A 21,003-nucleotide genomic window follows, 5' to 3' on the forward strand; every position below is an offset into this window, starting at 1 on the left:
TTCAGTCAAGTGTGGCTGCGTAGCGGTTTCGTGCCCGGTCCCTCACCCTAGCCCTCTCCCCGCATGTGCGGGGAGAGGGGACTTTCTGATGCTCAGCCTCGCACGTAGCGGCATGGGCAGGATAACCCCCTCTCCCCGTTTGACGGGGAGAGGGCTGGGATGAGGGACCATGCACATAATCTCAGCGTCCGTAGATTTGCCTGACCAGCCGAAATTCAAACAGGGTTCCATTCAACCATGTCCGACACGCCAAGCCGCTCCAATCTCGCCGCCCTCGATGCCGCCCATCACCTCCATCCCTTCGCGGATATGCGCAAGCTCAATGCCGAAGGTGCGCGCGTCATCCAGCGCGGTGATGGCGTCTATATTTTCGATGCGGAAGGACGGAAGTACCTGGATGGCTTTGCCGGTCTCTGGTGCGTGAACATCGGCTACGGCCGCACCGAAATCGCCGATGCCGTCGCCAGGCAGATGAACGAGCTGCCCTATTACAATACCTTCTTCGGCACCACCACGACACCCGCGACGCTGCTTGCCGAAAAGGTCTGCGCCCATGCCGGGCCGCAGTTCAACCATGTCTTCTTCACCAATTCCGGCTCCGAGGCTAACGATACCTGGTTCCGCATGGCGAGGGTCTATTGGGGGGCTGTAGGCAAGCCGACGAAGAAGACCATCATTGCCCGTAAGAACGGCTATCACGGCTCCACGGTCGCCGGCGCCAGCATGGGCGGCATGAAATACATGCACGAGCAGGGCGATTTGCCGATCCCAGGCGTCGTTCATATCGGCCAGCCCTATTGGTATGCCGAGGGCGGCGATCTCTCGCCGGAGGAATTCGGCCTGAAGATGGCTCGCGAGCTTGAAGCCAAGATCGATGAGTTGGGTGAGGATAATGTCGCGGCTTTCGTCGCCGAGCCGGTTCAGGGTGCCGGCGGCGTTATCATTCCGCCTTTGACCTATTGGCCCGAGATTGCCCGCATCTGCAAGGTAAGGAACATCCTGCTCGTCTGCGATGAAGTGATCTGCGGCTTCGGTCGTCTCGGCGCATGGTTCGGCCATCAGCATTTCGGCGTCGAGCCGGATCTGGCCCCGATCGCCAAGGGATTGTCATCAGGCTACTTGCCGATCGGCGGCGTGCTCGTCAGCGATCGCATCGCCGATGTGCTGATCAACGAAGTCGGCGAATTCAATCATGGCTTCACCTATTCCGGCCACCCCGTTTGTGCGGCCGCCGCCCTCGAAAATCTACGGATCATCGAAGAAGAAAAGCTGATCGAGCGTGTGCGCGACGATATCGGCCCTTACTTCGCCAAGGCTTGGGGCAGCCTTGCCGATCACGACATGGTCGGCGAAGCCGTCAGCATTGGCCTCATGGGCGGCCTGCAGCTTGCGGCGGAGAAATCGACACGCCGCCGCTTTGAAAAGCCGGATGCAATCGGCTCCGCTGTTCGCAACCATGCTTTGGCGAACGGCCTGGTGCTGCGCGCCACGGGCGACCGCATGCTGGCCTCGCCGCCGCTCGTCATCAGCCACGAGGAAGTGGATGCCATGGTGCGCATCACGCGCGGCGCGCTCGATGCCGTCTGGGCAGAAGTGAAGTCGTAACTAGAGCTTGCCTGATGGCGCAGGCACGTCCCATTTGCCTGCCTTGTGAAGGGCAAGGGTCAGTGCCGCAACATGGATGACCTGGATCATCTTGCCTTCCAGTGCCAGTTCGATCGCCTGCCGGATCGGCAGGCGGATCAGGCGAATGCGCTCGGTCGGGTCGTCCGCCGGCCTGGTGGTAAGCTCGACATTGCGGGCGATGACGATATGCGCGAGGTTGGTATGCGTCGCCGGATTGGGCGCGAGCTTGCCGACATAGTCCCAGTCAGTCGACGAGAGCCCTGTTTCCTCCCGCAATTCGCGCGCGGCCGCCTCGACTGGGCTTGCATCGCTCGCATCCACCGCTCCGCCGGGGAGCTCGAGCGCCACGACGCCGAGCCCGTGACGATACTGCTGGACGAGATAGATGTGATCCTCGGCATCGAGCGCGATGATCTCGACCCAATCGGGATATTCCAATACGTAGTAGGGCGCAATTTCCACGCCCTCCGCCGTCACGCAGTTGTCGGCGCGAACCTTCAGCCAGCGATCATGAAACAGATGCGTCGAGCTCGTCGTCTGCCAGGGCGGAAGATCCACCGTGTCCGACACCAAGCTTACGATATCGTCTTTCTGGCTCACGCGTGGTTCAGTCCCTGTTTCAGATAGGCCCATACTCAGGCAAAGGATGCCTAGGCATCTTGATGATCTCGATCGAAGATCTTGCGCACGATATAGTTCGGCGAGAGATCGTCGCGATAATAGATGCGGGCGATCATTTCGGCGAGGATGCCTGTCGTGATCATCTGCACCGACGACAGGAGCAGCACGACACCGACCATCAGCAGCGGGCGGCTGCCGATATCATCGCCGAAGATGAACTTGTCGATGAAGAGCCAGAGCAGGATCAAGCCGGCAAGCGCACCGAGGCCGAGGCCGAGCGAGCCGAAGAAATGCCCTGGCCGCGCCTTGTAGCGCATGAAAAACATTACGGACAGCAGATCGAGGATGACGCGGAAGGTGCGGGAGATCCCGTATTTCGACGTGCCGTGCTGGCGGGCATGGTGAGTGACCGGGACTTCGCCGATCCGTGAGCTCGGCACGACGCCGGCGACCCAGGCGGGGATGAAGCGATGCATTTCGCCCATCAGCTTCACCTGCTTGATGATGGAGGAGCGATAGATCTTCAGGCTGCAGCCATAGTCGTGCAGCTTGACGCCGGTGATGCGGCCGATCAGGTAGTTGGCGCACCAGGAGGGGATCTTGCGCAGTAGCAGGCCGTCCTGGCGGTTCTTGCGCCAGCCGACGAGCAGATCGAGCTGGCGTCGCTCCAGTTCCTCGACCATGGAAGGAATGTCCTTCGGGTCATTCTGCAGGTCCCCATCCATGGTGGCGATGAGGCGGCCGTTCGCCGCATCGATGCCGGCCTGCATGGCGGCCGTCTGGCCGAAATTGCGCTGAAGCTCGACAATGCGCAGCGTCAGCCCTTCCTGCGAAAGCGACCGGCGGGCATTGACGAGCGTCGCGTCCGTGCTGCCGTCGTCGACCAGGATCAGTTCCCAGGATTTGGCAAATCCTGCCATGGCGGAACAGATGCGCTCGATCAGCGGTCCGACGCTTTCTTCCTCGTTGAAGACGGGCACGACCAGCGAAAGCTCGAGAGGGCTTGCCGGATCGGCCTGGGGGAGGGTCGACTCTGCCGTTGTCTGCAACACTTCTTTCTCCTAAAAGACCGGCAGTACCTGCCGGACGGAACGAGCGAAAAGTCCGGTTTCAGCCTTCCGCTCGCATTTGGGTGCCCTAACTACATGAAGACTCCGACGGTTGCCAGCCGACAGAATTGGTTTATTCGCAACCGAATGACGCTCTTGACGCTCGCGGTCGTCCTTGCCTACGCCGCCTTCATCGAATGGTTTTGGGGCTGGAGCTCGATCCTGGCGCAATGGAGCAAGGTCGGCGCGCTGCCGATCCTTCTGGCGCTAGCACTTCTGACAAGCACCTATTTCCTGCGCACATGGCGCATCTACGATTACTTCCCGAAGGAAACCTCGGGCCGTTTTGCGGCGCTGTTTCGCGTGACGCAGGTTCATAATCTGCTGAATATCATGATGCCGTTCCGAACGGGGGAAACCAGCTTCCCGGTGCTGATGCGCTCCGAATTCGGAATTCCACTGGCCCGCGGCACCTCGGCGCTGTTCGTCATGCGGCTGCTCGACCTGCATGCGCTGCTGGCCGCGGCCGGCGTCGGCCTTGCACTTGCTTCGCCCTATCATGTCCTGGCCTGGATCGTATGGGCGGCTTTCCTGCTGCTGCCGGTCGCGGGTTTCGCTTCCCGGCGACCGCTAATCCGCCTTGCCGCCCGCATCCTGCCGAAGAAGGCGCAAGGGCTTGTGCATGAGCTGGAACGCGGTCTGCCGGTTGATGCCAGCGCCTTTGCGCGCGCCTGGCTGACGACCATCGTCAACTGGCTCGTCAAGGTCGTGGTGCTCGCTTGGGCGCTCGGCCTCATGAACGTCACGCCACTTTCGGCAAGCTTCGGTGGCGCACTCGGCGGCGAACTATCCTCAGTCCTGCCCGTGCATGCACCCGGAGGCGTAGGCACCTATCCGGCCGGCATTACCGCCGGTGCCATGGCCTTTGGTGCTTCGAGTGCAAAAGAGGCAATCGAAAATCTCGCGCAGGCCAGCATCAATGCTCACCTTCTGATCGTGGTATCGGCGCTAACAGGAACCGCGATCGGATTGCTGGTCTCACGCAAGCGCGCAACTGCGCCCTGAAAGATCACGACGCGCCTTAATGCCGGGTCGTCTTATCGTCAAGCTCGGTCAATCGCCTGCGCAAGAAGGCCTGCTCCGGCGCCTGCTGACAGAGCGATAGCGCCGTTTGGTAGGATTGCCGCGCCTCGTCCGTCCGGCCAAGCTGGCGCAGGAAATCCGCCTTCGCCGCATGGGTGAGATGATACCGTGCCATACGCTCCTCCCGCAACAGCCCGTCGACGATCGACAATGCCATCGCAGGCCCGTCGCGCATGGAGATGGCCACCGCCCGATTGAGCTCGATCACAGGGGATGGGCTTGCGATCAGCAGCAGGTCGTAAAGTGTCACCAACTGTCGCCAGTCGGTGTCGTCGGCGGTTACGGCGCGTGCATGTTCCGCCGCGATCGCGGCCTGCAGGGCATAGCTGCCGACGCTCTCCGCTGACATGGCCCGCGCCGACAGCTGCAGGCCCTCGCGTATCTGGCCATGATCCCACAGCGCACGATCCTGATCGACGAGCAGAACGAGATCGCCGGAGGTATCGGTACGCGCATGCCGCCGCGAATCCTGCAGCAGCATGATTGCCAGTAGCCCCTCGACTTCCGAATCCGGCAATAGCTGCAGCAAAAGCCTGCCGAGCCGTATGGCCTCCGCGGCCAGATCGGCGCGCACGATCGCAGAGCCGGAGGAGGCCGAGTAGCCCTCGTTGAAAACGAGGTAGATGACATGCAGCACCTGCGCCAGCCGCTCCGGCAGTTCGGTCTTATCAGGCACCTCGTAGGGAATGTTGGCGGTGCGTATGCGGTTCTTGGCGCGGACGATGCGCTGGGCGACTGTCGGGGCCGGAATCAGAAAGGCATGGGCGATCTCTTCCGTGGTCAGCCCGCATACCTCCCGCAACGCCATCGCCATCCGTGCCTCGGCAGGAATAAGCGGATGGCAGCAGGTGAAGATCAGCCGCAGCATGTCGTCCTCGATCTCTTCATGTTCGGCGATCTCCATCGCCTCGCCCTCCGGATAAAGGCTCTCGGCAATATCGGAGCGGGCGGTGTCAAAGCGCGCGCGCCGCCTGATATGGTCGATGGCGCGAAAGCGTCCGGCGGAAACGAGCCAAGCATAGGGATTGGCCGGGATCGTCTCGTTAGTCCACTGCTGCGCCGCCGCCGCGAAAGCATCGTGGAGCGCTTCCTCGGCGCGGTCGAAATCACCGAGCAGACGGATCAGCGTTGCCAGCACGCGGCGCGAGTGGCTGCGGTAGATGCTTTCGATGGTTCGGTTCAGCGACATGGATGTCAGGATGTCTCCGCCAAGTCCCCCCGCAGGGTCAAGATACGCACAGGGCGGATTTCGACGGCGCCGTAACGCGCCGAGGGAATGCGCTTGGCGATCCCGACTGCTTCCTCAAGATCGGGAGCTTCGATGAGGTAGAAGCCGGCCAGATGCTCCTTCGTCTCCGCGAACGGCCCGTCCGTTACCGAAAATGTGTCACCGTCCGGACGGATGACGATCGATTTGTCTCGAAGCGCCAGCGCATCGGAAACGATCATGGTGCCGTCCCGCCGCAAGCCCTCATCAAAGATGAAGTGCTCGGCGATCAGATGGTTCATCTCGTTTGGCGTCAATCGTCCGTCGACATCGACCGTCGTGTAGATCAGGCATAGAAACCGCATGTCTTCTCCTCTCGCTGCTATTCGTTCGGAAAGCGGATGTCGAAGGCGGCGCGAACCTCGATCATGCCGTAGCGCGCAACCGGGAAGGTGGCGGCGATCGCCGTCGCTTCCTCCATGTCCCGGGCCTCGATCAGAACGAAGCCGCCGAGATGCTCTTTCATTTCAGTGAAAGGGCCGTCCGTCACGGCGGTTTCGCCCCTGCGCACGCGAACGGTTTTCGCAGTTTCCGGTTCGCGCAGTGCATTGGCGACGATGAGGTGCCCGCTCTCGCGCAGCCGGTTGTCGCTATCGACCGAATCCTGGGTCAGCTTGCGCCCTTCCTCCTCGGAAAGCTTGGCGATTTCCGCGCTCTCGAACCATACCTGGCAAAGAAATTTCATCTGAACCTCCTCAAGCATCCGGGCCGAAGTTATGGATCGGCCGCACTTCGATCGCGCCGAGCTTGGCGAGCGGAATGCCCGCCGCAATCCGGATCGCATCGTTCAGATCCTTCGCCTCAATCAGGATGAAGCCGCCAAGATGTTCCTTGGTTTCGATGAAGGGGCCGTCCGTCACCGCCGTCTCCCCATTGCGGACCCGCACCGTTACCGCAGACTTTGGCGACTGCAGCGCTTTAGCCTGGATCATATTGCCGCTCGCCATCAGATCGCGATCATAGCCCAGCGAATCGGCATCGAGCTTTTGCTTTTCCTCCTTGGTCATGAGGTCGAGCCTCGTGCCATCGAACCAGACCTGGCAGAGATATTTCATCGCAGCGTCTCCTCTTCAATTTGCTGACAGCCATAGACGAGCGGCCGCCAAGCAAATCGACATCCCGATCAGCAGCATGACAAAAATTTTCGATGCTGTCGAAAAAGCTCAGGTCCGCTCGACCAGTTCCGTCATCTCAAAAGGAGAAACGGACATGTACAACCTCGAAGCAGCTCTCATCTACCATTGGCAGAAGAAGACCCTGTCGGACGAAGAGATCTTTCAAATGTCAAATCCCGGCGAAGTGATTGCTCGCACGGCAATCGGATTTGCCATTTTTGCCGTGATGATCCTTGGACTGAATTTGTGGGCAGCGCCAAACGACGAACGGCCGCAAGTCGCGGCCGCTTACCAGGCGCAGTCGTTGTCTTCAGATGGGCAATAGGGCGAAACCCTATTGCTTACTGAAACGCCGTTTCGAAGAAGCTGCGCAGCTTGCGCGAATGCAGCGCTTCCGGCGGCATGGCGGCCAGCTTCTGGATGGCGCGGATGCCAATCTGCAAATGCTGATTGACCTGCGTGCGGTAGAAGGCGGTTGCCATACCCGGCAGCTTCAATTCGCCATGCAGCGGCTTGTCGGAAACGCAGAGCAGCGTGCCGTAGGGAACGCGGAAGCGGAAACCGTTGGCGGCGATCGTGGCCGATTCCATATCGAGCGCGACAGCGCGGGCCTGCGAGAGCCGCTTCACCGGGCCTGCCTGATCGCGCAGTTCCCAGTTGCGGTTGTCGATGGTGCCGACTGTGCCCGTGCGCATGATGCGCTTCAGTTCGAAGCCTTCATAGCCGGTGATTTCGGCAACAGCCGCTTCAAGCGCCACCTGCACTTCGGCGAGAGCCGGGATCGGCACCCAGACCGGCAGGTCGTCGTCAAGAACATGGTCCTCGCGCATATAGGCATGGGCGAGCACGTAGTCGCCGAGCCGCTGGCTGTTACGCAGGCCGGCGCAGTGGCCGAGCATCAGCCAGGCATGCGGGCGCAGGACGGCCACGTGGTCGGTGATCGTCTTGGCGTTGGAAGGACCGACGCCGATATTGATCATGGTGATCCCGGCATGGCCCTTCTTCTTCAGATGGTAGGCCGGCATCTGCGGCAGCCGCGGCGCGGTCACATCGCCTTCGGGCTGGCTGGAGCCAGCCTTGGTGATGATGTTGCCCGGTTCGACGAACTCGGTATAGCCGTCGCCGCCGTTTGCCATAAGCTCCCGCGCCCATTTGCAGAATTCGTCGATATAGAACTGGTAGTTCGTGAACAGCACGAAATTCTGGAAATGCGCCGCACTCGTCGCCGTGTAGTGGACGAGGCGGGCCAGCGAATAGTCGATGCGCTGCGCGGTAAATGGCGCAAGCGGCGAGGGCTCTCCCGGCGGCGGGATATATTCGCCGTTGGCGATTTCATCGTCCGTGGTGTTCAAGTCCGGTGTGTCGAAGAGGTCGCGCAGCGGAATGTCTTCGAAAATGCTCGCGGTTGCTTCCACATGAGCGCCTTCACCGAAGGCGAAATGAATCGGGATGGGCGTCGTCGATTCCGATACGACGACCGGAACATTGTGGCTGCGCATCAGCAGCGTCAGCTGTTCCTTGAGATAATGCTTGAAGAGCTGCGGGCGGGTGATCGTCGTCGTATAGACGCCGGGCGCCGTCACGTGGCCGTAGGAGAGACGCGAGTCGACATGGCCGAAGCTCGTCGTTTCGATGCTGACCTGCGGATAGAAAGCGCGGTAGCGTGCGGTGATCGGCGCGCCCTTGGCAAGCTTGGTGAAATTGTCGATCAGGAACGCGGTGTTGCGATCGTAAAGCTCCGTCAGCGCTTCGACGGCCTTGCCCGGATCATCGAAGGTCCGCGGCTGGAACGGGCTGGGGGAGGAGATGTCGAGGGGTGAAAAGGGAGAGATTCTGTTGCTCATGCGCCATTATAGAGTGTCGTTGGTTACAAGCAAACGACGTTGTAATTGGCGGCTCGGATTCTCGCAGCTATTTTAGAGCCGGCCAAGGGCCTGCGCGAGGATCGCGCGCAGGCGTTCTTTATTGCACTGTCGTGCAGTAAGGCGCACCAGTTTGCACGCAGGTGAAGCTTGCACCGAAGTGCGATTGTGCGCCGCTGCGACCGCCATGCTCGACCGCAACCGAGAAGCTGAATGCAAAGATGGCGGCAAACAGCATGATAACAACGAAGCGCCGCGCGATGATGATCGAGTCCATGTCCTTGGCCTACCCGTGCCCTATACTGGACACTGTTTTGCCATGGTCATGCTGAACAGGTGCTGAGATACCGGTTCATCCAGCGTTCATAAATATTACCGGATTCGAATGGTCGAATGAATCTTCCGCAGGCAAATAAAGGCCGCCTGCCAACCGGGGCGGGCAGGCGCAACAGCGCTTTCTGAAATAAGCAGGAGCCGTCTTAAAGCTTTGTCCAGGTCTGCGACTTGCAGAATACTTTCAGCACGCAGCCTTGCATCTTGATCTTGTTGCCGTTGACCGTGCCGGAGCCGCTATAGGTCTTGTCTTCGGAGGGGTCGGTCAGTTCGCCCGTATAGCTGTTGCCCTTGCCCTGCATCTTGCCGATCTGTTTGCCGGCATATTTGCCGGTCTTCAGCGTCACGCAGTAGCTGTCGCCGCAGGGCGCGATGGCGGCGGTATCGCCAGCGACGGTCTTCCAGTTGCCGACGATCGGCTCTTCGGCAAAGGCCGCGCTCGCGCTCAACAGCATCGCGGCAGCAAGAATGGTGGCACGGATCATGTTCTTATTCCTCCCCGGGCGCCATCCGGCTCCATGGCCGGAAACGTGGCGAGATTATCTAACGCGAACGTAAAGGTAAATATGGCTTTCGGAGCTCAAATCTCCGTTTTGCCGGGTATCCACGCGTCGTCGAAACACGACATCGAATTCAACTGCGCTCTTTTTGTGGTGAACGAAGGGTTTAAATCAAAATCCTAACGAAAGGTTAAGGCTGCGCGAAAATCCTTAATTTGCAAGGGAAGCGATGTTTAACAAAATCCCAAGTTTACCAAGCATTTGCACTTTGTTTGCATCGAATTAATCATGCATTTTAGGCGTTTTTTGAAAGCCGTCTGCGATAGTGAAGCCATCAAACGAGCGGGGCAAACCCGCCGGCCGGAAGAACCGGAAAGCCGCGAACGACGGCAAGGTTCGGACGGAAAACAGGGCAGATACGAACAGAAGTCAAACAGGGATAATAGCAATGGCACGCTTCGAAACGCCGATGTCTGGAAATGCCATGATGGGTGGTAACAGCGCCGATGCCCTTTGCGAACTGGGCGTGAACTACGCGACCGGCAGGGGCTGCAATGCAGACCTCGTTGCCGCCCACAAATGGTTGAATATCGCCGCCATCCGTGGCAGCGAGCGCGCCGCCGAGCTTCGCGCCGACGTTGCCGCGACCTTGACCAAGATGCAGCTCGCAGCCGCGCTGCGCGCCGCCCGCGAATGGATGACGACGCACTGAAGCGTGCCGCAAGCAGTAAGACTTCCTGACCTCTCAAGAGGGGATGTCGGCGGCTGACGGAGACGCCAGCCGAAATGATGAAAACCGCGACCGGCCGGGACAAGGCAGGCGCGGTTTCGTCGTTTTGAGCTTAACCGATCGCCTTCAGGACCTTCGGCAACGCCTCGGCCAGGAGATCGAGATCCTGCTTCGGGCCGACGCTGACGCGGATGCAGCGGTTGAGGGGCGCGACACCCGGCATGCGGATGAAGACGCCGTGCTGGATCAGCCCGTCGACGATCGCGCGGGCATAGGTGCCGTCGCGGCCGCAATCGATAGCGACGAAGTTGGTGGCTGAGGCGAGCGGCAGCAAGCCATTGTCGCGGGCGATCGTACCGATCTCTTCGCGTGCGGCTCGGATCTTGCCGACCACTTCGGCAAGATAGGTCTGATCCTTCAGCGCGGCGAGCGCGGCCACGGTCGCAAGCCTGTTCATGCCAAAATGGTTGCGGATCTTGTCGAAGGTCAGCACCGTCTCGGGCGCGCCGATGACATAGCCGACGCGGGCACCGGCAAGCCCATAGGCCTTGGAAAAGGTGCGGGTGCGCAAGACATTCGGCAGATCAATCAGAGTTGAGATAGCCGGGAGCGAGCTGGCAGGCCCGGTTTCGCTATAGGCTTCGTCGAGGATCAGCAGGCAATTGTCAGGCAATTCACGGGCAAAGGCAACGATCTTGTCGGCATCCCACCAGCTGCCCATCGGATTGTCGGGATTGGCGAAATAGACGAGCGGCGCGTTTTCGCGCTTCACTGCTTCGAACAGCCCATCGAGGTCTTCGCGATCATCGACATAGGGCACGGTGACGAGGCGGCCGCCGAACCCCGCGACGTGGAAATTGAAGGTGGGATAGCCCCCGAGCGAGGTGACGACGGGTGTACCGGGCTCGATGACCATGCGCGCGATCAGGCCGAGCAGAGTGTCGATGCCTTCGCCGACAGCGATATTGGCCGGCTGGACGCCGAGATGGGCCGCCAGCGCCTGCTTCAGCTCGAAATTTTCCGGATCGTTATACATCCAGATATCGCCGGCGTTTTCGCGCATGGCCGCAATGACGGAGGGCGCCGGCCCGAAGCCGTTCTCATTGGCGCCGATACGGGCTTTGACCGTCAGCCCGCGCTGACGCTCCAGCGCCTCGGGGCCGACGAAAGGAACCGTGGAGGGAAGGGCGCTGATCAGCGGCGTGAAGCGCGAGAAGGCGGACATGCTGGCTTTGTTTCCTGAATTCGGTTGCTGGGTGCGGCAGAATAGGCGCTTGGCGGGTGGTTGCAAGGGCGGAAAGACGTGGCTTTCGGATTGCGCCGTGACACTCATTGAAAATCATCGTCAGTTGCCATTAAAGGGAGTCTCGGTCATCGCGAGAGCATCGATTAACGAGGCCCCTGATGGATAAGCTCGCAATAGCGTTTCTTGCATCCAACAATGGAACCTCATTTCGGACGATCAACGAGGCCATTCGAGCGAACACAATGAACGCCACCGCTGTCGTACTGGTTAGCAATAGGGCTTCGTCCCCAGCGCTCGCCTATGCTGAGGCTAACGGCATTCCCTCGTGCCATATTCCGACGAAGGATAGGGAAGCTGATGCGGACAAACAGCTTCGCGACACGCTAATCGCCTATGGCGCTGAACTCGTTGTCTTATCTGGCTATCTCAAGAGACTTGGCCCGCTTACGCTAGCCGCTTTTGAGGGGCGAATATTGAATGTTCATCCGGGGCTGTACGGCGGATTGGGAATGTATGGGCGAAGAGTCCACCAAGCCGTGCTCGACAATCGGGAGACAGAAACAGGTGCAACCATCCACCTCATAGACGGAGAATATGACCACGGAAGAACTGTGGCCACAACGACCGTTCGGATCCATCCCGACGATAGCGTAGTTTCGCTGGAACAAAGAGTCATGGCTGCGGAATGCGATCTTTTCACCGATCTCATACGCCGCATATCAATGGGCGGACTACGCCTGCCGTTATAGAACGACGCAAAGGGCCGAACGCAGCCGCCGGTCCGCGCTCCCGGTGCCGATGGCTGCGTGTTCCCTCTAATGCACGGCCGAGTCGGGACGGCAGCAGCTTTTTGGCTGCCACCGATTCCGGTTACAAACCTGCCTCAGCCATCCAGAGTTCAGCATCCGCACCGCCCGGAATTCGCAGCGGGGCGGATGGATCGGTGGCTGCCCGCCACACTGCCTTCGCTACATCGGGAGCATAGGTCACAGGGCTGGTATCGTCCTGTACATTCTTTATGAATTGCTGGATCAAGGGCGCATAATCCGGATCGTCCAGACCACGCAAATGTGGACGCGCATTCTCCCCAAAGCGAGTTTCCGGCGACCGGCCTGGCAGGACAATATGCACCCGCACGCCAAATGGCTCCATCTCCACCGATAAGGACTCGGTGAACGCGTTCACCGCTGCCTTGCTCGCCCGGTAGATCCCAATCACAGGCAGAGTCTTGACCGTCACCGTGGAGGTGACGTTGACGATGACTCCGGCCCGACGTTGACGCATCTGGGGTAATACGGCCTGAATCATCGCCAATGTGCCGATCGTATTTGTCTGGAACAGCGACTGCACCGTCTCCGGCGCAGTCAGCTCGATTGGTGAGGGCGCGCCGAAACCGGCATTGTTGACCAATACGTCTATCGGACCGGCAGCCTTCACGGCGTCCGCGATGCTTGCCGGATTGGTGACGTCGAGCGCGAGAATACGCAAGCGTCCGGAAACCGGTAGCAGCTCGGGTTTGGGCGTGCGCATCGTTGCGATGACATCCCACCCTCGTTCAAAAAACAGTTTCGCAGTCTCTAAGCCGAAACCAGACGAGCAACCAGTAATCAATATCGTGGACATGAGCCTCTCCAAACAAAAGGAATGATGCCATGGTAGTGACCGCGTGAGAGACTTTATATACGCTATAGTCTCCCTTTCTTTAGCGTTAGTCCTGATTATGACCGTCGATCCCCTTGCCGAAATCGTCACACTGCTGCAGCCGGCCGCACGCTTTTCGAAGCTGGTGGAATGCGCCGGCGCCTGGCGAATTCATCGCGAGGCCACAGGCGAGCCATTCTACTGCGCAATCCTTGAGGGGCGTTGCCGCGTAACGTTTGGAGGACATCAGCCTTTCATCCTCCGAGCCGGCGATTTCGTGCTCGTGCCGGCCATGCGCGACCTCATCAACGAGAGTGTCGACGCACCGGCCGGTCTGTCCGCCATGGTTCCAACGCAGCTGAGTGGCGGCCATTTCCGTGTCGGACGCCTCGAAGGGCCGGCGGATATGCGCATGCGCATAGGGCATTGCAGCTTCGGTGCGCCGGATGCGGCCTTGCTCGTTTCCCTCTTGCCTGATGTAGTTATCGTTCGTGACGAGCCTCGGCTCGCGACGCTGATGCAATTGGTCGGTGAGGAAACGCGCGAGCGCCGGCCGGCACGCGAACTCGTGCTGGAACGGCTGCTGGAGGTGTTGTTGATCGAGGCATTGCGATCCGGCACGGAACCAACCGTCACGTCTAGCTTGGGCCGCGGCCTTGCCGATGAACGCCTGGCCGCAGCACTTCACGCGATGCATGCGCGTCCTTCCCATCCTTGGACCGTCGCGGATCTTGCGACCGAAGCGGCCTTGTCCCGATCGGCTTTCTTTGCGCGTTTCAGCCGCGTCGTTGGCCTGCCGCCAATGGAATATCTAATGGCTTGGCGCATGGCTCTTGCAAAGCAGCTATTGCGCAGCCGCGAATTACGGATGGATCAGGTAGCTGAACGCGTTGGCTACGGATCGGCAAGCACTTTCAGCGTTGCCTTTGCGCGCTACACAGGTATGCCGCCTGCACGATATGCCCGCGGGGAGGTGCGAAGCGATTGAGAATGTGAAGCCGAATTTATACCGGCCGCCTCTTGCCGCGCGCAGCCAGGGCTTCAACATTGCCGATCATGAAATCGGCGCGCACGACGCGGCGCAGCGTCTCCGGTTCGATCAGGTTGATGAAGCGCACATGGACGCGGTTGCCGTTGCGGCTCGTTTCAGCGCAGGCGATGCGGTAGGCGAGGCCGAGGATGTTCAGATAGTAGTGGGTCGGCAGGCCGACGGTCGTGGCGACGGTGAAGCTCGCGCCGCCGCGCGAAATGTCGGTAATCTCGGCGCTGCGTACGGAAATACCCGTCAGACAGGGACGAACCGCTACGAGACGCGCCGGCCTCTGGACGTAGAACCGTTCCCAGCTGCGTTCGTAGACTTCGGATTTGACTTTCGCCAGATGGGTTGCGCGAAGCATTGTCATTCCCTGTTGAAGAACAGACCGAATTCATCTCGGTTACACTACAAACCTTGCACGGAGATTTTGCGGAAGCGTCAATTGCATTGGTAGAATTTTAACGGGTTCGTCTTTTGTGCCGATTTGGGCGCATCTTGACAGCGAGAGCGGCTTCGATCATACGAGGGCTCGGTTCGAGGCGCCTGCCGCTCGCGGATGAAAATCCAAGGTGAAGTCTTCGCTGTTTTAAGTCACAGCCATTCAGGGCATGCTGACTGACGGTAATGCGAGCCCCGTTTCACGGTCGTAAGTGCGTGCCTTAGCAAAGGCTGATCCTATGACGACGTATCCGTCCATAGATGAATTGAAGGCTCAGGCCCGGCGTCTACGTCAGGCGATGGCCGAACGCGGCGACGACATGAGCCACTCGACGGCGCTGGAACTCATCGCCAAGCAACACGGGCTGCGTGACTGGAACACGCTGTCGGCGCTTGCCGCAAAACCGAATGACGGGCCGGATGCGCCCTTCGATGTCGGTTCCGCCGTGCGTGGGCGCTATCTGAACAAGCCCTTCACGGGCAAGGTTCTGGCGATGTCGGCGAAGTCGGGCGGGCTCTACAAGATAACGATCCATTTTGACGAGCCTGTCGATGTGGTGGAGTTCGAGAGCTTCTCGGCATTCCGCCAGCGCATCAATGCCCAGGTCGACGCCGATGGCATTTCGCCGCGACAGACATCGAACGGCATACCGCACCTCGTTCTCGACATCTGATTTCATCCTTCATCACTAGACCATTATCCTCGCCGCCTGCGAGCGATTCCGTCCGGACACCACCATGGCGCACACGAACGAAAACAACATGTTCCTCACCGGCTGGCTGCCTGGCGTCTTTGCCAGGACGGCCGCGCCGATCATCGTCATCACCACGGTCAGCGGCCTTTTCGCCGTCGTCGACGCCTATTTTCTTGGCGTCTATGTCGGCGCCGATGCACTGTCCGCCGTCAGCCTCATCTTTCCCGCGCTCATGCTGCTGATCGCGCTGCAGACGCTGGTTTCGAACGGCATGGCGAGCATTCTCGCCCGCCGCCTCGGCGCCGGAGATCGCGATGGGGCGAGATCGGTGTTCACCGGCGCCCATACGCTGGCACTCGCTGTCGTGGTCGCAATCAACCTCGTCTACTGGCTCGCGGGCCGGCAGTTCATTGCCGTGGCTGCGGCGGGAAATGTCGATGTTGCCCGCAACGCCGAGGCCTTCATGGGCACCATGATCGCCTTCGCGCCGATCAGCTTCTTTCTTTCGATCCATCTCGATGGGCTGCGCTGCGAAGGAAAGCTCGGCTTCATGACGCTGGTGACGCTTACCTCGACGCTGCTTAACATCCTGGCAAACTGGCTGCTGATGGCCGTCTTTCACTGGGGCGTGGTCGGCTCCGCCGGTGGCTCGATCCTGGCACAATTCATCTGCCTGGCGCTCGTCGTCATCTATCGCCTGCGTCGGCCGAACGGGCTCTGGGTCGATATGGCGCTGCATGTTCGCGAGTGGTGCGGCATCTTTGCCTTCGGCGCGCCGATGAGCCTCGGCTTCATCGGCATTTCGCTAAGCTCGGCCGCCATCCTCTTCAATGTGTCGATCTGGCATCAGGGCGATTATGTCGCAACCGTCGGCGCCTATGGCATCGTGACCCGTGTCATGACCTTCGCCTATCTGCCGCTGCTGGGCTTGAGCATCGCTCTCCAGACCATATCGGGCCATAATCACGGCGCGGCCCTTCCGGCGCGAGTCGGTCATAGCGTTGTCATCGCCCTGATCTCGGCGCTGGTCTATTGTGCCGCCGTCGAACTCGTCGTCGAGCTGCTGGCGGGGCATCTGGGCTCGATTTTCGTCGGCGATCCCGTGATCGTCGAGGAGGTCGGCCGCATCCTGCCCTGGACGATCGGCGCCTATTTCCTCTTCGGCCAGGCGATCATCCTGTCGTCTTATTTCCAGTCGATCGGTGATGCGAAACGCGGCGCGATCTTCGGCCTGTCACGATCCTATCTGTTCACCCTGCCGCTGACTTTCCTCCTGCCGCTTGTCTTCGGCGAACGCGGGATCTGGATGACACCGATCTTTGCAGAAATGGGGATGATTCTGCTGACCTGGCTGGTGCTGTCGCGCAATGCCAGGGATCGGAAATGGCGCTACGGCTTGTTGCCCGCATGACATGAGAAAGGCCGCGCTTTCGGGCGCGGCCTCCTTTTGCTGAAAGCTCGGGGCCATCCTCGCCCTTCGAGGCTTCGCTCCTCAGGGTGAGCAGGGCTATCGCATATGGAGCGGATGAGCACCGTAAGCTCCTTCTCCCCTCGGGGAGAAGGTGGCCCGAAGGGTCGAATGAGGGGGCTATCGATTTGAATTCATGGATTTTCGTGCGTTTGGCAGGCACCCCCTCATCCGCCTGTCGGCACCTTCTCCCCGAGGGGAGAAGGGGAGGTGGCAACAATTTCAGCTCGTATGCGATAGACCTGCCAGGGTGAGGATGAAGCAGGCTCGTCGCTATCGCAATGCAGAGGCAATGAAGAAATGAGCCCGTAGCGGCTGGGTGCAAAGATTAGCCCTCATGCTGAGGAGGTCCGAAGGGCCGTCTCGAAGCACGAGGGCGGATGGTTGAGAACAGCGCCACCAGCTCAGGACTTCAGCAGCCATTCGTGTTCCACGGCATTATGGAATTTCCAGATGCGCTTCGGCCCGGCCATAACGTTCAGGTAATAGAGATCGTAGCCATGGCAGGCAGCGCAAGGGTGATATCCCTTTGGCACCAGCGTCACATCGCCATCCTCCAGCACCATCACCTCATCGAGCGACCGGTCGTCGGTATAGACCCGCTGGAAGCCAAAACCCTGCGGCGGGTTGAGGCGGTGGTAATAGGTCTCCTCCAGGAAGCTCTCGTTGGGAAGATTGTCCTGATCGTGCTTGTGCGGAGGATAGGAGGAGGTGTGTCCGCCGGGCGTGATCACTTCCACGACCAGCAGCGAATGTGCCGCCCCATCATCTTCGGGCATGATATTGTTGACGTAGCGAACATTGGTGCCCTTGCCGCGCGTGAGCGCGGGATGGGTGCCTGGCGGAATGGCACGGGCCTCATAGGAGCCGCCGCCCGGTGCCGAGCAGACAGCCAGTTCCAGATCCGTCTCGGCGGTCACCGACCAGCTCGAGCTTGCTGGGATATAGAGCGCATGCGGCGCGCCCTCGAAGGGGCTCATGCGGCCGCCGAGCGAGCCGAAATCCTTCGTACCCGCCTTGGCGCTGCCCTTGCCGCTAACCCAGACGAGGCAGACCTCGCGATCACCGGTCTCGGCCGAAGCGGTTTCGCCCGGCTTCAGGCGGTGGAGATCGAAGCCGACATAGGTCCAGCCGGCGCTTTCGGGCGTGACATGGGTGACGCGGCCATGGGAACCGTCAGGTTTGACCTTGAGATTGGGCATGGGTCTGTTCCTCCATTGCTTGGGAAAACGCTCCTCGCTGCCTTCGATGTGGGCGAGGAGGCGCTCATCTCTCGAGCAATTCCAGGAAAAGTGCGCAGCGGTTTTCCGTCCGGAATTGCATGAAAACAAAGAGCTAGAGCGTTTTCGCGATTCGAAGAAAAGCGGAAGCGCTCTAGCTATCCCTTGGGAAAGCCTTCGGTTTCCACCGTGTAGCCTGCGGCCGTCATGACACGCATCAGCTCGGCATGGCCGATCTCGGCCATTTTTTGTGGCGGCGCCTTGCGTGGGTCTTGTTCGGCTTCAACGACGAACCAGCCTTCATAGCCGTAATCGGCGAAGCGCTGGACGATGGCGCCGAAATCGAGCGAGCCATCGCCCGGCACCGTGAACGCGCCGAGCGCGACGGCATCGAGGAAGGACTGCCGGCTGCGATCCAGCCCGTCGACGATGGACTTGCGGATATCCTTGACGTGAACGTGGTTGATGCGGGCGTGGTGGTTGTCGATGGCGCGCAGCACGTCGCCGCCGGCAAAGGCCAGGTGACCGGCATCGAGCAGCAGCGGAATGCCTTCGCCGGAATTGCGCATGAAGGCATCGAGTTCCGGCTCAGTTTCGACCACGGCTGCCATATGATGATGATAGGAAAGCGGCATGCCTTGCTCGGCGCACCATTCGCCGAATTCGGTGACGCGGCGGGCATAGGCCTTCATCTCGTCATCCGAAAGGCGTGGCTTGGTGGCGAGCGGCTTGGAGCGGTCGCCCTGGATGGAACGGCCGACCTCACCATAGACGATGCAAGGCGCATCGACGGCCTTGAACAGCTCGATCATCGGCGCGATGCGATCCTTGTTGGCGGCGAGCTCCTCATTGACGAGCGTACCCGAGAACCAGCCTCCACAGAGCGTCACGTCGGCGGCGCGCAGGATCGGCAGCATCTCATCGGGATTGCTCGGGAAGCGCCGGCCCTGTTCCATGCCGGTGAAGCCGGCGCCGCGCGACTGGCGGAGGCATTCTTCCAAAGATACGTCGTCGCTGAGCTCCGGAAGATCGTCGTTCCACCAGGCGATGGGCGACATGCCGAGTTTGGCCTTCATCAATGGTCTCCTTGAAAAGCTATTGGAGGAGCCGAAGCTCCTCCAGAAAAATGACGGAAATAATCAGCCGATGCGCTGGGCGGCGCGGGCTTGTTCGTAAGCGGCGCGAGCCTTGTTGACTTCGGCACGCGGGCTGACTTCGGGAACGGCGACATCCCACCAGTGGCCGCCTTCATTCGTGGTGATCAGCGGGTCGGTGTCGATGACGATGACCGAGCTGCGGTCGTTCTTCTTCGATGCCTCGATGGCCTGTTCCAGCTCGGTGATGGACGAGACCTTCACGGCTATCGCGCCCATGCTGGCCGCATGCGCCCGGAAGTCGATCTCCGGCATCACCTCGAAGCGCGCATCCTTCAAGAGATTGTTGAAGTTCGCGCCGCCGGTCGCCATCTGCAGGCGATTGATGCAGCCATAGCCACGGTTGTCGAGCAGGACGACGGTGATCTTCAGGCCGAGCATGACGGAGGTCGCCAGTTCGGAATTCAGCATCATATAGGAGCCGTCGCCGACCATGACGACGACATCCTTTTCGGGGCGCGCCATCTTGACGCCAAGGCCACCGGCAATCTCATAGCCCATGCAGGAGAAGCCATATTCCATATGATAGCTGCCCGGAGCCGTTGCCGGCCAGAGCTTGTGCAGCTCGCCGGGCAGGCCGCCAGCTGCGCAGACCAGAATGCTGTTTTCGCCACCGAGCGTGCGGGTGACGGCGCCGATGACCTGGGCGTCGGAGGGCAGGGCGGCATTGGTGGTCGCCATGGCCTTTGCGGCGGCTTCCATCCAGATCTGCTTTTCTTTCGTCGCCTTTTCGGCAAGCGATGCCGGTGCGCGCCAGCCGGTCAGGCCCGCGGAAAGCGCCTTCAACCCTTCGCGCGCATCCGTCACCAACGGGTGACCGTTGTGTTTCAGCGCGTCATAAGCCGCAATATTGAGGCCGATCATGGCCAGCTTTTCATTCTTGAACAGCGCCCAGGAGCCTGTCGTGAAGTCCTGGCAGCGCGTGCCGACCGCAATCACCAGATCGGTATCCTCGGCAATAGCATTGGCAGCGGACGTGCCCGTCACGCCGACGGAGCCGAGCGCGAGGGGATGCGTCTCGTCGATGGCCGATTTGCCGGCCTGCGTGACAACGACGGGAATATCATGGGCTTCGGCGAAAGCGGCGAGTTCCTTCGTCGCCTGCGAATAGAGCACGCCGCCACCAGCGAGAATGACCGGCTTTTCCGAGCGGCGGATCAGCGAGATGGCATTGGCAAGTTCGTCGGCATCCGGCTGCGGTCGGCGCTGCGTCCAGACATGCTCTTCGAAGAAGCTTTCGGGATAATCATAGGCTTCCGCCTGCACGTCCTGGCAGAGCGAAAGCGTCACCGGGCCGCAATCGAGGGGATCGGTCAGCACCTGCATGGCGCGCTTCAGCGCCGTTATGATCTGTTCCGGGCGGGTGATGCGGTCGAAATAACGGGAGACCGGGCGGAATGCATCATTGGCCGAAACGGTGCCGTCGCCGAAATCCTCGATCTGCTGCAGCACCGGATCGGGCGCGCGGTTGGCAAAGACGTCGCCCGGCAGGAAGAGAACCGGAATACGATTGACATGCGCAACGCCGGCGGCCGTCACCATATTCAGCGCGCCGGGGCCGATGGAGGTCGTGCAGGCCATGAAGCGCTGACGGAAGCTCGCCTTGGCATAGGCGATGGCGGCATGGGCCATGCCCTGCTCATTGTGGGCGCGGAAGGTCGGCAGTTCCTCGCGCACCTGATAGAGCGCCTCGCCGATGCCCGCGACATTGCCGTGACCGAAGATTGCCCAGACGCCGCCGAAGATCGGCTGCTTCTGTCCGTCGATGATGGTCATCTGCTTCTTGAGGAAATGTGCGACGGCCTGTGCCATCGTCAATCGGATCGTCTTGCCCATCGGGCGCCTCCCAAATGCTAGAT

General features: G+C 60.5%; 23 protein-coding genes. 8 read left to right on the forward strand and 15 right to left on the reverse strand.

The window, feature by feature from the left end:
* Nucleotides 1-237: 237 nt before the first annotated feature.
* Nucleotides 238-1,605, forward strand: coding sequence for an aspartate aminotransferase family protein (locus tag FBZ97_RS13730; RefSeq protein WP_145320655.1), 1,368 nt, complete (start codon nucleotides 238-240; stop codon nucleotides 1,603-1,605).
* On the opposite strand, the gene FBZ97_RS13735 is transcribed toward FBZ97_RS13730, so the two are convergent.
* Nucleotides 1,606-2,226 carry an NUDIX hydrolase gene (locus tag FBZ97_RS13735; protein ID WP_246661765.1) on the reverse strand — a complete coding sequence of 207 codons (621 nt, stop codon included), beginning with the start codon at nucleotides 2,224-2,226 and terminating at the stop codon, nucleotides 1,606-1,608.
* Between the two features lie 50 nt (nucleotides 2,227-2,276).
* Entirely contained in the window at nucleotides 2,277-3,296 is a 1,020-nt protein-coding gene (locus FBZ97_RS13740; RefSeq protein ID WP_173002505.1) for a glycosyltransferase family 2 protein, read from the reverse strand.
* A gap of 96 nt (nucleotides 3,297-3,392) precedes the next feature.
* Here FBZ97_RS13740 and FBZ97_RS13745 point away from each other — a divergent pair, with 96 nt between their 5' ends.
* Complete coding sequence (locus tag FBZ97_RS13745; protein ID WP_145320653.1) at nucleotides 3,393-4,361, forward strand: lysylphosphatidylglycerol synthase domain-containing protein; 969 nt, start codon at nucleotides 3,393-3,395, stop codon at nucleotides 4,359-4,361.
* A gap of 16 nt (nucleotides 4,362-4,377) precedes the next feature.
* On the opposite strand, the gene FBZ97_RS13750 is transcribed toward FBZ97_RS13745, so the two are convergent.
* Genes FBZ97_RS13750 through FBZ97_RS13765 form a run of 4 tightly spaced genes read right to left on the reverse strand, consistent with a single transcriptional unit; the run spans nucleotide 4,378 to nucleotide 6,761 of the window.
* Nucleotides 4,378-5,622, reverse strand: a complete 1,245-nt coding sequence (locus FBZ97_RS13750; protein ID WP_186449504.1) for an RNA polymerase sigma factor — start codon at nucleotides 5,620-5,622, stop codon at nucleotides 4,378-4,380.
* An 11-nt stretch (nucleotides 5,623-5,633) separates the two neighbouring features.
* Nucleotides 5,634-6,011, reverse strand: a complete 378-nt coding sequence (locus tag FBZ97_RS13755; RefSeq protein ID WP_113330833.1) for a YciI family protein — start codon at nucleotides 6,009-6,011, stop codon at nucleotides 5,634-5,636.
* A 17-nt stretch (nucleotides 6,012-6,028) separates the two neighbouring features.
* Nucleotides 6,029-6,391 carry a YciI family protein gene (locus tag FBZ97_RS13760; protein ID WP_113330852.1) on the reverse strand — a complete coding sequence of 121 codons (363 nt, stop codon included), beginning with the start codon at nucleotides 6,389-6,391 and terminating at the stop codon, nucleotides 6,029-6,031.
* A 10-nt stretch (nucleotides 6,392-6,401) separates the two neighbouring features.
* Nucleotides 6,402-6,761: a YciI family protein gene (locus FBZ97_RS13765; RefSeq protein ID WP_145320648.1), complete on the reverse strand. Its 360-nt coding sequence runs from the start codon at nucleotides 6,759-6,761 to the stop codon at nucleotides 6,402-6,404.
* Between the two features lie 76 nt (nucleotides 6,762-6,837).
* Here FBZ97_RS13765 and FBZ97_RS13770 point away from each other — a divergent pair, with 76 nt between their 5' ends.
* Nucleotides 6,838-7,146, forward strand: coding sequence for a hypothetical protein (locus FBZ97_RS13770; RefSeq protein WP_246661766.1), 309 nt, complete (start codon nucleotides 6,838-6,840; stop codon nucleotides 7,144-7,146).
* 16 nt (nucleotides 7,147-7,162) lie between these two features.
* On the opposite strand, the gene FBZ97_RS13775 is transcribed toward FBZ97_RS13770, so the two are convergent.
* The 3 genes from FBZ97_RS13775 to FBZ97_RS13780 all read right to left on the reverse strand — a co-directional run bounded on the left by FBZ97_RS13775 (nucleotide 7,163) and on the right by FBZ97_RS13780 (nucleotide 9,501).
* Complete coding sequence (locus FBZ97_RS13775; protein ID WP_145320646.1) at nucleotides 7,163-8,665, reverse strand: AMP nucleosidase; 1,503 nt, start codon at nucleotides 8,663-8,665, stop codon at nucleotides 7,163-7,165.
* A gap of 118 nt (nucleotides 8,666-8,783) precedes the next feature.
* Complete coding sequence (locus FBZ97_RS34415; RefSeq protein WP_167376563.1) at nucleotides 8,784-8,960, reverse strand: hypothetical protein; 177 nt, start codon at nucleotides 8,958-8,960, stop codon at nucleotides 8,784-8,786.
* Nucleotides 8,961-9,162: 202 nt separating this feature from the next.
* Nucleotides 9,163-9,501: a DUF2147 domain-containing protein gene (locus FBZ97_RS13780; RefSeq protein WP_113330837.1), complete on the reverse strand. Its 339-nt coding sequence runs from the start codon at nucleotides 9,499-9,501 to the stop codon at nucleotides 9,163-9,165.
* A gap of 463 nt (nucleotides 9,502-9,964) precedes the next feature.
* On the opposite strand from FBZ97_RS13780, the gene FBZ97_RS13785 reads away from it, so the two are divergent.
* Nucleotides 9,965-10,228, forward strand: a complete 264-nt coding sequence (locus FBZ97_RS13785) for a sel1 repeat family protein (protein ID WP_015339268.1) — start codon at nucleotides 9,965-9,967, stop codon at nucleotides 10,226-10,228.
* A gap of 130 nt (nucleotides 10,229-10,358) precedes the next feature.
* On the opposite strand, the gene FBZ97_RS13790 is transcribed toward FBZ97_RS13785, so the two are convergent.
* Nucleotides 10,359-11,471, reverse strand: a complete 1,113-nt coding sequence (locus FBZ97_RS13790; RefSeq protein WP_145320644.1) for a pyridoxal phosphate-dependent aminotransferase — start codon at nucleotides 11,469-11,471, stop codon at nucleotides 10,359-10,361.
* Between the two features lie 179 nt (nucleotides 11,472-11,650).
* Here FBZ97_RS13790 and FBZ97_RS13795 point away from each other — a divergent pair, with 179 nt between their 5' ends.
* Nucleotides 11,651-12,241 (forward strand): formyltransferase family protein, encoded by a 591-nt coding sequence (locus FBZ97_RS13795; protein ID WP_145320642.1) that lies wholly within the window; start codon nucleotides 11,651-11,653, stop codon nucleotides 12,239-12,241.
* Between the two features lie 121 nt (nucleotides 12,242-12,362).
* Here the strand turns inward: FBZ97_RS13795 and FBZ97_RS13800 are convergent, their stop codons facing one another.
* Complete coding sequence (locus tag FBZ97_RS13800; protein WP_145320640.1) at nucleotides 12,363-13,115, reverse strand: SDR family oxidoreductase; 753 nt, start codon at nucleotides 13,113-13,115, stop codon at nucleotides 12,363-12,365.
* A gap of 97 nt (nucleotides 13,116-13,212) precedes the next feature.
* Here FBZ97_RS13800 and FBZ97_RS13805 point away from each other — a divergent pair, with 97 nt between their 5' ends.
* Nucleotides 13,213-14,121 (forward strand): AraC family transcriptional regulator, encoded by a 909-nt coding sequence (locus FBZ97_RS13805; protein WP_145320638.1) that lies wholly within the window; start codon nucleotides 13,213-13,215, stop codon nucleotides 14,119-14,121.
* 16 nt (nucleotides 14,122-14,137) lie between these two features.
* On the opposite strand, the gene FBZ97_RS13810 is transcribed toward FBZ97_RS13805, so the two are convergent.
* On the reverse strand, nucleotides 14,138-14,536 hold the full coding sequence (locus tag FBZ97_RS13810) for a PilZ domain-containing protein (RefSeq protein WP_173002491.1): 399 nt from the start codon (nucleotides 14,534-14,536) through the stop codon (nucleotides 14,138-14,140).
* Between the two features lie 310 nt (nucleotides 14,537-14,846).
* Between FBZ97_RS13810 and FBZ97_RS13815 the strand changes: the two genes are divergently transcribed.
* Both FBZ97_RS13815 and FBZ97_RS13820 read left to right on the forward strand, forming a co-directional pair.
* The gene (locus FBZ97_RS13815) at nucleotides 14,847-15,281 is read left to right on the forward strand and encodes a glyoxalase superfamily protein (protein WP_145320636.1); all 435 of its coding nucleotides are present in this window, start codon (nucleotides 14,847-14,849) and stop codon (nucleotides 15,279-15,281) included.
* Between the two features lie 64 nt (nucleotides 15,282-15,345).
* Complete coding sequence (locus FBZ97_RS13820; protein WP_145320634.1) at nucleotides 15,346-16,713, forward strand: MATE family efflux transporter; 1,368 nt, start codon at nucleotides 15,346-15,348, stop codon at nucleotides 16,711-16,713.
* 461 nt (nucleotides 16,714-17,174) lie between these two features.
* Here the strand turns inward: FBZ97_RS13820 and iolB are convergent, their stop codons facing one another.
* From iolB to iolD, 3 genes are all read right to left on the reverse strand, one after another.
* Nucleotides 17,175-17,972 carry a 5-deoxy-glucuronate isomerase gene (gene iolB / locus FBZ97_RS13825; RefSeq protein ID WP_145320632.1) on the reverse strand — a complete coding sequence of 266 codons (798 nt, stop codon included), beginning with the start codon at nucleotides 17,970-17,972 and terminating at the stop codon, nucleotides 17,175-17,177.
* Between the two features lie 176 nt (nucleotides 17,973-18,148).
* Nucleotides 18,149-19,066: a myo-inosose-2 dehydratase gene (iolE, locus tag FBZ97_RS13835; RefSeq protein WP_145320630.1), complete on the reverse strand. Its 918-nt coding sequence runs from the start codon at nucleotides 19,064-19,066 to the stop codon at nucleotides 18,149-18,151.
* A 63-nt stretch (nucleotides 19,067-19,129) separates the two neighbouring features.
* Nucleotides 19,130-20,980, reverse strand: a complete 1,851-nt coding sequence (iolD, locus tag FBZ97_RS13840; protein WP_145320629.1) for a 3D-(3,5/4)-trihydroxycyclohexane-1,2-dione acylhydrolase (decyclizing) — start codon at nucleotides 20,978-20,980, stop codon at nucleotides 19,130-19,132.
* Nucleotides 20,981-21,003 lie beyond the last annotated feature (23 nt).

This window comes from Rhizobium sp. ERR 942 (assembly GCF_007828395.1).
Lineage (GTDB): Bacteria > Pseudomonadota > Alphaproteobacteria > Rhizobiales > Rhizobiaceae > Rhizobium > Rhizobium dioscoreae.